We start from the raw sequence: 11817 nt of genomic DNA, 5'->3' as shown, positions 1-11817 counted from the left end.
CCTACCAGCACTGCTTGTGGTTCGAGCCCTCCGTCCGCGTGACGTTGCCGGCCCACACCCAGCCCATGCCGTTCGACGAGAGGTCGCGGGCGTAGTACCAGAGGTTGCCCGCCTCGCTGTACGTCGAGCACCAGATCGCGGCCTTGCCCGAGTGCGGGATCGAGGAGCAGGAGCCCGCCGGACCGCGGTGGTAGGGAACCGAACCGTTGGTGTAGAGGAACCCACCGTCCTTGTTGGTCCCGTACTGCGTGCAGTCGACCGCTTGCGACGGACCGGCCGCCACTACCAGCGACGCTCCCGTGATCGCCACCGCCACCGCAACGCGTCCAATGATCTTCGACATCTGCATTCCTCCTGAAGCTGGAGTGTTGGCTCCCCTTGGCCAACGGACCGCCCAAGCTAGGTCCGCCTCCAACCCCCGGCAAACAGGCTGCAGGTTCCTGCAACCTGGAGTTCTGGGTAAGACTGACGCCATGACAGCGTTCACCCGATCCGACGATCTGCAGACAGCGACGTTCACCGACGTGAACCTGAGCGGCGCGCGGTTCGTGCGCTGCGACCTGTCCGCTGTGATCCTGCGTGCCGCGGACGTCTCCGGAGCCGACATCGACGCCCCGTGGCTGCTCGCGGGCGATGACACCCTCCTCGTCAACGGCGTGAACGTCGCCCCCTTCGTCGACGCCGAGCTGAACCGCCGTTTCCCCGGCCGCGAACTCCGCCTCGCCGACACCCCCGAGGCCCTCCGTACGGCGTGGGCCGCGGTAGAACGCGCCTGGTCAACCATCACCGACCAGGTCGCAGCCATGCCTCCCGGAACCGAAGACATCTCGGTCGACGGCGAATGGTCTTTTGCCCAGACTCTCCGGCACCTCGTCATGGCTACCGACACCTGGTTCGGCCGAGCCATCCTTCGCATCGAGCAGCCGTACCACCCGATCGGCCAGCCGCACGCCGAGTACGAGACCGACGGCGAAGACATGTCGGTCTTCGCCACGACCAAGCCGCCGTACGACGAGGTGCTGGCCGTCCGCGCCGATCGTGTCACCCAGGTCCGCGACTTCCTGGCCGCCCTCACCCCGGCCGAGCTCGCCGCCGCCCGCCAGCACCCCCGGGCTCCGGAATATCCCGAGACCGTTCTCTCCTGCCTGCACACCATCCTCGAAGAGGAATGGGAGCACCTCCGCTACGCCACCCGAGACCTAGCCACCCTCAGCTAGCCGTCTGATGTGACAGGGTGCTGGCTGTGCTGACACTGGGCCCGCTGAGGCCGTCCGATCGTGAGGCCTGGGAGCAACTGTTCGCCGGGTACAACGAGTTCTACGGCCGGCCGACGATGCCGGACGGCTTCTACGATCAGGCTTGGGCCAGGTTCCAGCGCAACGACGAGCTGCATGCTCTCGGCGCCCGCCTGGACGACCGTGTCGTCGGCATCGCTCATTTCCTGACCCATGCCAGCACGACGTCAGCCGACGCCTGCTACCTGCAGGACCTGTTCACCGCCCCCGAAGCCCGGGGCCAGGGCGTCGCTCGCGGTCTCATCGCAGCCGTAGCCGACATAGCGACCGAACGCGGCTGCGCCCGCCTCTACTGGGCGACCCACGAGTCCAACACCACGGCCCGCCGCCTCTACGACCAAGTCGCCGAGAACCGCGGCTTCATCATCTACAACCTCGCGCTCCACGGCTGATGCGGCGGGTCACCTCGAGGATGCGCACGCTGGCGATCCTGGAGATCGTCAACGTTGGGCTGATCGGCTGGGCGGTGTTCGTCGTTCTGGATGCGCCGCTCACGGCCGCCAACGCCGCCGGGTACGGCGCGACCGCGTTCCTGCTGGTGGTCGGAGCGTCGTACTGGCTCGCGAAGTTCCGCCAAGTCCGCGCCGGCCGACCACACCTGCGCCACCTCGTCGGCTTCCGGCGACTGCGGGTTCTGTCCGTTGCCGTGATCGTCATCACGGCGATCCTGGTCGGCGCAGGCCTCACCGGTCGCGTGTCCGGGTACGCCGCCGGGCTCGTGCTCCTGGTTCTCGCGGTCGCCGAGTACGTCAACTACTTCCACTGGCAACTCATGTACGACAACCGCGCCGACCTAACCCGCCTGGCGCGAACCGGCCGGCTCGCCCGAGCGCACCTCTGGCGCGACCTGCAGCGGATCAGCCGGTACGGCGGAGGTGGCGGGGGACCGCGCGCATGACGCGGCCGAGGTCGTCGGTGATGGCGGAGACGCGTTCGCTGCGGCCGTCGTCGTCGATGTAGATCATCACGGTGCGGACGTCGGCGTGGCCGGAGAGTTCCTGGATGTCCTCGGCGTTCAGGCCGCGGCGCTTCTGGTCGGTGATGGCGGTTGCGCGCAGCGAGTGCGGGGTGACCTTCTCCGGGCGCGGGATGCCGGCGGCTTTGGCCAGGCGGCGGAGCAGGCGGGTGACGTCGTGGCGGTCGAGGCGGTTGCCGGCGGCATCGGCAACCAGCGGTGCTGGGCCGGGGCCGGTCCACGGTGGCCGGATGGCGACGTACAGGTCGAGGAGCTCGGCGACTGTGGTCTCGAGCGGGACGCGGACAGTGGCGCCGCCTTTGCGGGTGATGACCAGCCAGGTACGGCGGCCTTCGTCCTGCCGGTGGCTGTCGTCGGCGGCGCACAGCTCGGAGACTCGGAGCGCGCCGGTGAAGAGCAGTCCGACGACCAGAGCATCCCGGACGTCGGTGGCAGCGGCGAGGAGTGCTGAGATGTCGTCGGACTGGAGGACCCGGGCCGAGGTCGCGCGGCGGCCGCGGTGGAACTTCGGCCGGTGGTCGTCGTCGGAGATGGGGGAGACCACCTGCAGGCCCCAGCTGGCGGCGTACCGGTAGAGGCTGGACAGGGTGGAGAGCCGGCGGGCGATCGAGGACTCGGTGGCGCCCGCATCTTGTTGCTGTGACAACCACATGGTCACTTCGGCACGATGCAGATCGAGCGCGAAGCGGTCCCGGCCGAGCTCACGGCGTGCCCACTCCGCCCACAGCAGCAGGTCGTCGGCGTACGCGATCCGCGTCTGCGGGCTCGCGCGGCGGGTCCCGCCCAGCCAGAGGACTGCCAGGGCAGCCAGCTCCGGGGTCAGTGCTTCGGTCAGCAGGTCCAGGCGGTCGACCGGCTCGGCAGCGCGGGGTGCTCCTACTGGCCGGCGGGCTCCCAGGGAGCGTCGTACGGCGGCTTCCGTCGAGGCGTCTGGTCTCGGCTGCTCGACAACCGTTGCTCGGTAACGCCGTTCCAGACCGTCCGAGCGCTCATCGTCCACAGCAGAAAGACTAGCGCATAACGGGGATTATGCGCTCTTTCCAGGTTCTGTTTAGTTCTCAGAGTTACGTCAGATTTGACGTAACTAAACTAACGTAACCAAGAACTTAATGACGAAAGTAGGGTAGAGTGACGACCATGACCGTGACCGAAACTGAACCGATCTCGCCGGCCCGCGACGGACTCTGCGAGTTCCCTGGCGTGAACTGCCCGAATCCGAAGGTGCAGGACGCCGGAGCATCGGGCCGGCCGCCGAAGTACTGCGGCCTGGAGGGCCCTGGGATCGACGGGAAGCTGGTCATCCACAACAAGGCGACGGCCTGGTCGGCCAAGAAGGCCGCTGAGAGACGCCCTGTGCGCGCCGCCGGGGGGACGGGATCGGTGCCGCCACTGCCCGCGGGACCGGTGACCACCGCCAGGACAACGCTGGAGAACCAGATGCTCGAGCTGCCGCGCCGGCTCGAGCAGTTGCAGGAGTTCCTGACCGGGATCACTGCCGCAGTCCGTGCGTACGGCGACGCCGAAGCCGTGGCCGCTGAGGTTGAGCAACTGCAAGCCTCGTCGCGCGCGCAGGTGGCCGAGGTCGAGCGTCAGCGTGGTGAAGAGGAACACCGCCGGCGCCAGGCCGAGCAGCAGGCTGCCGATGCCGAAGATGCCCGGGAGGAGGCCGACGCGGCCGCCCAGGACGCCTTCGAGGAGCTCGAATCGGCCCGCGCCGAGGCGCTCGCTGCCCTGACCGCCGCTGAGAAGGCTCGCCAGGATGCTGTCAGCGCCCGTGAGAGCGCCGCCGCCGAGGTGGAGCAGGTTCAGCAGAAGATGCAGGCCGCTCAGGAAGCCGCCACGGCACAAGCAGAAGAGCTACGTCTCGACACCGAGCGCCGGATCGCCGAGATCCAGTCGGCTGCGGAGCTCCAGATCCAGCAGGCCCGCACCGAGGTCGAGGTCGCCCGGATCGCTCAAGCCACCGCCGAGTCCGAGCGCCAGACCGCTCAGCAGACCGCGGATCAGCTCCGTACCGAGCTCCGTGAGCTGCGCGATCAGCACCGCGCGGAGCTCGAGAGCCTCCGTTCCGAGCACCGTGCCGACCGCGACGAGCTGCGCACGGACCACCAGGCCCAGCTGGCCGACATCCGGCAGGCGGCTGCTGACCGTGTGGCTGCTGCCGCCACCGCCCAGCGAGCCGCCGAGCAGACGGCCGATGCACTCCGCGACCGACTCGCGGCAGCCCAGGCAGCAGTGCCCACCACCGAGGAACCACCTATCCAGCAGCTCACCTGATGAGGTGCCGCGCGGGTTTGGTCGCGAGGTTGAGCAGGTACTCGAGCGGCCCGCGGCGGAAGAAGTGGGACCAGATCGTCGCGAACACGGTTGCCCCGAGGATGAACAGGAGCAACGGCAGCCAGGACGGGGCAGGGCTCTCGCCAGTCGGGGACATGGACAGCGCGGACTGCGCTACGAAGTGGCCCACATAGGCGGTCAGTGACATGGTGCCGACCGCGATGAGTGGCTTCGCGAGCCGCCGCAGGCGCGGCAGGCGTTCCATCGCTACCGTTGCACACACGATCACGGTGATGGCAAAGCCCACACTGCCGATGATGTCGAACGTTGTTCCGCTGTGCGGCCCGGCGAGCAGGAGCTGCGAGACCGTGCCGTGGGGCTCCGGCGACCCGCTGCTCATCGACCCGGGGTCCATCGAGCTCGTTTCCGCGGCGCTCCGCAACGCGTCCTTCCCGGCCAGGAGCCTGGAGGTGCCGTAGCCGAGCACGATCAGAGCGGGGCCGAGTGCGGCCAGGCGTCGCTGCACAGTCCGGACCGCGAGATCGAGACGGCCGAGTGCCATTCCGGCGATCACGAACGGGATCCACGTGATCGTCGGATAGAAGCCGGTGACCAGCAGATCCAGCACACCCACCCCGCTCAGTCGTTCCAGCGGGTCGTAGGTGTTGATGCTCTGCTGGACCGGTTCGGTGAGCAGTGATTTCAAGGCGAACGCCAACTGCGGTGTGACGACCGCGAGGGTGGCCCCGATGACCGCGAGCGTCTTGGCCCTAAACCGGACAAGCGGCAGCGCCAGCAGGAAGTAGACGCCGTAGAAAGCGAGGATCACCACGTCCCCGTAGACCATCGCCATCGCGGAGCCCAGCGCTACCAGAATGACCGCGCGGATCACGATCCGCGCTTTCGCCTGCCGACCGGCCACGCCGGTCTTCGGCTGCCGGCGGCCCGCGATCAGCATCAGCGAGAATCCGGCGAGAGTGGCGAACAGAACTGAGGATCGGCCGTCCACCAGATACCGCACCCAGTGGCCGAAGCCCTGCGTGGCGGACAACGGGGGACCGACATGTACGGCGTACATGCCGAACACGGCCAGTGCTCGCGCCAGGTCGATGCCGACCAACCGGGTTGTCGACGTACCGGGCGGAGCTGCGGGCTGGGCGGTCTCGGGCAGAGATGTCATACGTCCAACCGTTGCGTGGGCTGGGGTGGCGGACCATCCGGCAGGAGTCGCCGGCACCCCCGCCCGTCGGCCGGGTCGGCAACCGGCAGTACGGCCAGTCGGCGGGGATCGACCCGCCGACTGCCGGGTGGGCGCCGGGGCGGCGGCACCTCAGGCTGGTGGGACCTGTGAGAGAGGAATCTTGTGAACACCGCGTCCGACCTAGCGCCGGATGATGCTGCCCTGTCCGCCCGCGAGACGTTCAAGGCCCTGTACGCGCAGGTCCGGCCGCACCGGTGGGCCGTCGCCCTCGGTCTGCTGTGCGCACTGCTCGGCGCCGCGGGCGGACTGTTGCAACCACTTGCTACGAAAGCACTGGTTGATCGGCTCGGCTCCGGCGGAACCATCGCCGGGATCCTGCTGGTCCTCACCGCTGTCGTGATCCTGAGCACCGTGGTCGAGGCGATCGGTGCTTTCGTGCTGGAGCGTACGGCGGAGTCCGTGGTACTGACCGCGCGACGCACGATGATCGGGCGGATGCTGCGGTTGCGGCTCACGGACTGGGAACGGATCCCGCCGGGTGATCTGATGTCCCGGGTCACCTCGGACACCACGTTGCTGCGAGCGGTCAGTACGCAGGCGGTCGTTTCCGCGGCGAGTGGGGCAGTGGCGTTCGTGGCCGCGATCGTGCTGATGGCGCTCCTGGACGCCGTTCTCCTGAGCGTGACGCTCGGCGTGGTCGCGGTGCTCGGGGGAGCGGTCGCGCTGGTCATGCCGAAGATCGCCCGTTCGACCGAACGGTCGCAGGAGGCGGTCGGCGAGTTGTCCGTTGCCTTGGAACGGACCTTCGGTGCTTTCCGTACCGTGAAAAGCTCCGGCGCCGAAGATCGTGAGATCGGCCGGCTCGACGCGGCCTCGCAACGTGCCTGGCAGCATGGCGTGCAGAGCGCGAAGTGGGAGGCCGTCGTGGGTTCGGCGGACGGGTTCGCCGTACAGCTCGCGTTCCTGGCGGTGCTCGGGATCGGCGGCGCACGGGTGGCCTCCGGGGCGATCCCCGTGTCCACGCTGATCGCGTTCCTGCTGTACCTCTTCTACTTGATGGAGCCGGTGTACAAGCTGGTCGATGCCGTGTCGAACTACCAGGAAGGAGCGGCCGCGATTTCGCGGATTGCCCAGGTGGACGGGCTGGCGACAGAACCAGCGGCCCTTCCTGGGAGAGACGCAGCCGCCGAGGGACCGGCGTCGGTCCGCTTCGAGCAGGTGTCCTTCCGCTACCGCGCGGACCAGTCGTTGATCCATCAGCAGGTGAGTTTCGACGTACCGGGCGCTGGTATGACGGCCTTCGTGGGCCCGTCCGGCGCGGGGAAGTCGACCGTGTTCGCGCTGATCGAGCGGTTCTACGAGGTCACTGGCGGCCGGCTCCTGATCGACGGAATCGACGTACGGGACTGGTCTCTGCCAAGGCTGCGGTCGGCGATCGGATATGTGGAGCAGGATGCTCCGGTGCTGGCCGGCACCCTGCGGGACAACCTGGTCTTCGCTGCCCCCGGTGCGACGGACGACGCGATCCGCGACGTACTGGTCCGGACGAAACTCGACACCCTCGTCGAGCGTCTGCCGCACGGCCTGGACACACCCGTCGGCCACCGCGGCTCGACGTTGTCCGGCGGCGAGCGGCAACGCATCGCCATCGCCCGCGCACTGGTACGCAAGCCCCGGCTGCTGCTCCTCGACGAGGCCACCTCACAACTCGACGCCGTCAACGAGCTAGCACTACGAGACACCGTCGCCGAGGTGTCCCGCGAGACCACCGTCCTGGTGGTGGCCCACCGGCTGTCCACGGTGAAAGATGCCGACCGGATCATCGTCATGGAAGCCGGCCGAGTACGGGCCGTGGGCAACCATGACGACCTCCTGGTCCGGGACGACCTGTACGCGCAGCTGGCCGCTACCCAGTTCCTGACCGGCCTCAGTCCGCGGTGAGGGGGATCTGCAACCGCACTTCGTACCCGCCTGCCGCGGTCGGGCCGGCCTTCAGAGATCCATTCAGGAGGTCGGCCCGTTCCCGTAGACCGAGCAGGCCCTGCTGTGAGCCGGGCAGGGGCAGCGAAGGGCGGGTAGAGGGCGTGTTGGTGACGGTCACCCCGATGTCGGTGCCGTTCTGCCACAGCTCGACACTGGCCGTGGCACCGGGGGCGTGCTTGCGGACGTTCGTCAAGGCCTCTTGGACCGTGCGGTAGATGGCACGCTGAGCTGGAGGACTCACGGTCGACGGAAGCTGACCGGTCAGCTCCGCGCCCGTGCCGCTCGATGTCACCAGCCTGTGCAGGTCGGCCAGGGTGGGTTGCGGCGCCAACTCGGTGTCGCGGCCGCCGGAGGCCCGCAGCAGGGTGACCATCGTGCGCAGTTCGTCGAGGGTGTTGACGCTCAGCGTGCGGATCGTCCGAGCGGCTTCTTTGGCGTCCGCGTCCTTGGAGGCGACCTGCAGGGCACCGGCCTGTACGGCGATCAGGCTGACCTGGTGGGAGACCACGTCATGCATCTCGCGCGCCAGCTGGGCGCGTTCGCGGGCGAGTACGGCCTGAGCATGCAAGGCGTGCTCGTGTTCCCTGACCTCTTCGATCTCGTCGAGCCGCCGGGCCAGATCCCGGCGCGCCTGGACGAGCTGGCCGAGGAGGACCGGAGTGGCGGCGGTCGCCAGGTTGTACGCGAAGTCGACCAGCGTCATGGTCCTTTCGGCCGCCGTGACGCTCTCCAAGATCCAGGGGACGCTGCTCGCGGCAGCTGCGACGGTGACGCACCCCGCGAGGAGGCGGCGATTCTGGGACCGCTCGGCCAAGGTGAACAACGCGATGAGCGGCGCGACGGCGACGTCCTGCGTAAGCGAGATCGGCACCGTGAGCAGGAAGACGGCTAGCGGAAACCGGCGCCGGAACACCAGCGCGACACAGCCCGGCACCGCCAGCACAACAGCAAGCCGGGTGTCGTCCCAGAGGTTCACCCAGATGTCGCCGGCCGCGATGGCCACCAGCAGGAGGTCGACGACCGGGGCGGGCACCCGCCGCCACCACGCCGCTGCCCGGCTCATTGCTGGTTGCCCGGCCGCTTGTCGAGGAGCCCGGCCCGCTGGGCCAGCAGCGCAGCCTGAACCCGGCTCGCCACTCGCAGCTTGGTCAGAATCGCGCTGACATGGTCCTTCACCGTGCCCGCGCCCAGATGGATGCGCATCCCGATGTCAGCGTTCGACAACCCTTCCGCCACCAGAACCAGTACGTCGCGCTCCCGCGCAGTGAGCAGCCGGACGCGACCCGCATCCTCATCGACCGCTGCCTCCGTACCGGGGTGTCCGCGCAGCAATGTCCGCGACGCCTTCGGCGACAGCACCACCCCGCCCGCGGCCAGCGTTCGCACCAGGTGAGCCAGTTGTTCCGGCTCGGTGTCCTTCAGCAGAAAGCCGGCCGCGCCGGAGTTCAACGCGGTCAAGATGTACTCGTCGGCGTCGAAGGTCGTCAGCATCGCCACCACCGGAGGCTCCGGCGTCGCCCGCAGTTCACGCAGGACGGTCAGCCCGTCGACGTCCGGCATCCGGATGTCCAGCAGGACCACGTCCGGCCGCTCCCGGCGAACTGTCTCCACGGCGTCACCACCACTCGCCGTCGCCACGACCTCGATGTCGTCCGAAGCACCGAGAATGAGCCCGAACCCCGACCGGACCAGCGCCTCGTCGTCCACCACCACTACCCGGATCATCCGCGCTCCGTCCCGTCCAAGCCATCTCCCCTCGACCCTAGATCCCCGCGTCGCCGAATAGCCGCGCGCAGCGCCAGTTACCGCCGTACGGCGGGGTAGAACCATCCGTACGGCGGGCAGTCAGATGCGCTGGGCAACGGTGACGCCGCAGCGGCCGGCCGCATCACTCTTGCCCCAGGAGATGTAGGAGCCGGCGATGGACACCGAGCTGCAGCCGCGGGAGTCACCGAGGCGCCAGAGCTTGCTGTTATTCAGGTCCAGCAGATACTCGCCGGGATCGCCGTTGGAGCTGCCACTGCCCCAGCCGAGCAGTGAGCCGTCCAGGGACATCTCCACACCTGTGCTGGACGCTGCGATCCGGGTCGGAGGCTCCGCGGATCCGAGTTTCTGGACGAAGATCGAGCAGCCGTCGTGACTGCGGTCCGCGCACCCTTCGTCGGGATCGGCTGACGGCTCGGCCTGGCTGTTCGCCGTACCGATGTACCAGGCGAGGTGGGTCGGGCCGGCCACCAGGCGCTCGAGCTGCTGGTCTTTCTCCAGAACACCGCTCGCGATCACCTTGTCCACACCGGCGGTCAGGGCGTGGATCTCGAATCGGCCGGTGAGCTTGCCGGGTGCGACGTCCGGGCTCACGACGTAGTACAGGGTCGAGCCGACCACGCGGGGCAGCTTGGCGTTGCGCACCACGGGCCGAGGCGCCGTACGACCGGTCGTGTCGGCCGCGAGGATCAACGCCGTGAACCCGTTCACGCTGGTACGGTCCGGCGCGGCGGCGGCCCAGTAGATGCGGCCGTCGGCGCTCGCCTGCGGATGGATCCCGCCCGGCGGCGGGGGAAGCTCGCGCGTCTTGTACAGGGCGTCGGAGTCGCCGACCAGCCGAGGCTGACCATCGGCGGGCTGATAGTGAATCCGCCAGTCCTGCATCGCCAGACTGGTACTGGTGGTCTCCAGCCAGGTGAGCCCGCTCCGGCCGGCCGACGCGGCGATGATCTGCCGGGTGTCAGTCGCTGCCTTCGGCGCCTTGCTGATGACAGCCGGGCGCTGTCCGGGAATCCGTACCGACAGATCCGCGGGGTAGAGAGTGACCTTGCCCTCGGCACCGACCTTCGGTGCCGGCGACTCGGTCACCACCAGCGCCCCCGCGCTGGTCAGGGCCAGGTTGCTCGCGAGCCGGCCGGGACCGGCAACGTCGGACCAGAAGGCGTTGAAGACGTCACGCGTCTTCCACATCGTCGAGGGCGCAGGCCGGGCGTCTTGACGAGCCATCAGTACGCCGGTCGCATCCGCCGGCGGGGCTGCCGGCTCGGGGTTCGCGCCGCACGCGCCCAGCGCGGCCACGGAGGCCACGCTGAGCGCCAGCAAGGAGCTGACTCGCATCAGTACACCAAGCCGTTGCCGTGCCGGGCGATGAAGATGTTCCAGAAGTTGGCCGTCGTGTAGGTGAACTTCGGTGACACCGAGGACCAGAAGGTCGCCGGATCCGCGAAGTACCCCAGGTCACCGCTGTACGCGTAACCGAAGCCGGTGATCCAGTGGCCGATCGTCTGGTTCTGCGGATGACCGTTGTAATGCGCGGCGCCGGCCATCTCGACGGTCGCCGGAGCGTTCGGCATACCGATGTTCACGCTGTAGACCATGGCGTCACCGAACGTCGACGCGGGCAGGGCGCTCGGCGAGTACTGCACGTAGAAGCCGGCAGCCTTGTTCTCCCGCCAGCGGTTGAGCGCCGGCGCCATCACGTTCAGGGCGAACCTGGTAGCGCCGTTCTGCTCGGTCTTCAGGTACGGAACGCTCGCGAACGAGTTCTGCGACAGTCCCCACTGATACCCGGCATACCGGCTGGTCGTGATGCCCAGGTACTTCATGATCATGTACGCCGCGGCCGGGCCGCACCAGTAGTTCTTCTCCTGCTCGTACTGAGCCAGCTGCAGGACCTTCTGCGTCGCCGGTACGGCGGACTCGGCGAATCCGGCGGCCGATTTCGCAGTGCCCTGCTGGCCGGTGACGGCGGCCATCCCGCCGTACTTGGCGGCATAGTCGGCCGCGATCTGCGCGAGTTTGGTGCGGTCGCGCTTACCGCGGACCACGGCGGCGTACTCCGCGGCCAGCTTGCTCTTCGCGATCGCCTGGGCGCTGTTCGGCGCCCGCTCGGTCACGATGTCGGCGCCGGTCCAGTTGCCGTTCTGGCCGTACGGAACCGGAACGGGGTCAGCCTGGGCAACGGCCTGGGCGCTGGCCGGTACTCCGGCAGCCAGAACTGTCACGGCCGCGGCCAGGGACAGCAGTTGTGTTCGTCGAGAGGTCATCATGCTCCTTCGTTCGGGCGGATTCCGAGTCGAGTGTTGACCCGGATCCGCCGG

Annotated in this window: 12 protein-coding genes; 5 read left to right on the top strand and 7 right to left on the bottom strand. The window is 68.5% G+C overall.

Translation table 11 applies throughout. The features are described from left to right. Window position 1: 1 nt before the first annotated feature. Entirely contained in the window at window positions 2-343 is a 342-nt protein-coding gene (locus ACFCV3_RS22670; RefSeq protein WP_376032796.1) for a hypothetical protein, read from the bottom strand. Between the two features lie 130 nt (window positions 344-473). Here ACFCV3_RS22670 and ACFCV3_RS22665 point away from each other — a divergent pair, with 130 nt between their 5' ends. Genes ACFCV3_RS22665 through ACFCV3_RS22655 form a run of 3 tightly spaced genes read left to right on the top strand, consistent with a single transcriptional unit; the run spans window position 474 to window position 2193 of the window. Continuing rightward, the gene (locus tag ACFCV3_RS22665; RefSeq protein ID WP_376032795.1) at window positions 474-1217 is read left to right on the top strand and encodes a DinB family protein; all 744 of its coding nucleotides are present in this window, start codon (window positions 474-476) and stop codon (window positions 1215-1217) included. 26 nt (window positions 1218-1243) lie between these two features. Continuing rightward, window positions 1244-1687 (top strand): GNAT family N-acetyltransferase, encoded by a 444-nt coding sequence (locus ACFCV3_RS22660; RefSeq protein WP_376032793.1) that lies wholly within the window; start codon window positions 1244-1246, stop codon window positions 1685-1687. Between the two features lie 20 nt (window positions 1688-1707). Then, entirely contained in the window at window positions 1708-2193 is a 486-nt protein-coding gene (locus ACFCV3_RS22655; protein ID WP_376032791.1) for a multidrug transporter, read from the top strand. On the opposite strand, the gene ACFCV3_RS22650 is transcribed toward ACFCV3_RS22655, so the two are convergent. Beyond that, window positions 2153-3271 carry a tyrosine-type recombinase/integrase gene (locus tag ACFCV3_RS22650; RefSeq protein ID WP_376032789.1) on the bottom strand — a complete coding sequence of 373 codons (1119 nt, stop codon included), beginning with the start codon at window positions 3269-3271 and terminating at the stop codon, window positions 2153-2155. The two genes, ACFCV3_RS22655 and ACFCV3_RS22650, sit on opposite strands and share 41 nt — an antisense overlap. 137 nt (window positions 3272-3408) lie before the next feature. Between ACFCV3_RS22650 and ACFCV3_RS22645 the strand changes: the two genes are divergently transcribed. Continuing rightward, window positions 3409-4548: a hypothetical protein gene (locus ACFCV3_RS22645; RefSeq protein ID WP_376032788.1), complete on the top strand. Its 1140-nt coding sequence runs from the start codon at window positions 3409-3411 to the stop codon at window positions 4546-4548. Here ACFCV3_RS22645 and ACFCV3_RS22640 read toward each other — a convergent pair. Then, complete coding sequence (locus ACFCV3_RS22640) at window positions 4541-5728, bottom strand: DUF418 domain-containing protein (protein WP_376032786.1); 1188 nt, start codon at window positions 5726-5728, stop codon at window positions 4541-4543. The two genes, ACFCV3_RS22645 and ACFCV3_RS22640, sit on opposite strands and share 8 nt — an antisense overlap. Window positions 5729-5911: 183 nt before the next feature. Between ACFCV3_RS22640 and ACFCV3_RS22635 the strand changes: the two genes are divergently transcribed. Continuing rightward, complete coding sequence (locus ACFCV3_RS22635) at window positions 5912-7690, top strand: ABC transporter ATP-binding protein (RefSeq protein ID WP_376032784.1); 1779 nt, start codon at window positions 5912-5914, stop codon at window positions 7688-7690. Here ACFCV3_RS22635 and ACFCV3_RS22630 read toward each other — a convergent pair. The 4 genes from ACFCV3_RS22630 to ACFCV3_RS22615 all read right to left on the bottom strand — a co-directional run bounded on the left by ACFCV3_RS22630 (window position 7677) and on the right by ACFCV3_RS22615 (window position 11763). Beyond that, entirely contained in the window at window positions 7677-8795 is a 1119-nt protein-coding gene (locus tag ACFCV3_RS22630) for a sensor histidine kinase (protein WP_376032782.1), read from the bottom strand. The two genes, ACFCV3_RS22635 and ACFCV3_RS22630, sit on opposite strands and share 14 nt — an antisense overlap. Then, window positions 8792-9457 (bottom strand): response regulator, encoded by a 666-nt coding sequence (locus ACFCV3_RS22625; protein ID WP_376032780.1) that lies wholly within the window; start codon window positions 9455-9457, stop codon window positions 8792-8794. The genes ACFCV3_RS22630 and ACFCV3_RS22625 overlap by 4 nt, the downstream gene beginning before the upstream one ends. A gap of 120 nt (window positions 9458-9577) precedes the next feature. Beyond that, window positions 9578-10834 (bottom strand): hypothetical protein, encoded by a 1257-nt coding sequence (locus ACFCV3_RS22620; protein WP_376032778.1) that lies wholly within the window; start codon window positions 10832-10834, stop codon window positions 9578-9580. Next, on the bottom strand, window positions 10834-11763 hold the full coding sequence (locus ACFCV3_RS22615; RefSeq protein ID WP_376032776.1) for a C39 family peptidase: 930 nt from the start codon (window positions 11761-11763) through the stop codon (window positions 10834-10836). The genes ACFCV3_RS22620 and ACFCV3_RS22615 overlap by 1 nt, the downstream gene beginning before the upstream one ends. Window positions 11764-11817: the final 54 nt, after the last annotated feature.

This window comes from Kribbella sp. NPDC056345, from assembly GCF_042262745.1.
Classification (GTDB): domain Bacteria; phylum Actinomycetota; class Actinomycetes; order Propionibacteriales; family Kribbellaceae; genus Kribbella.
The sequence above is the reverse complement of the archived record's forward strand: the minus strand, read 5'-3'. Positions and strand labels throughout refer to the sequence as shown.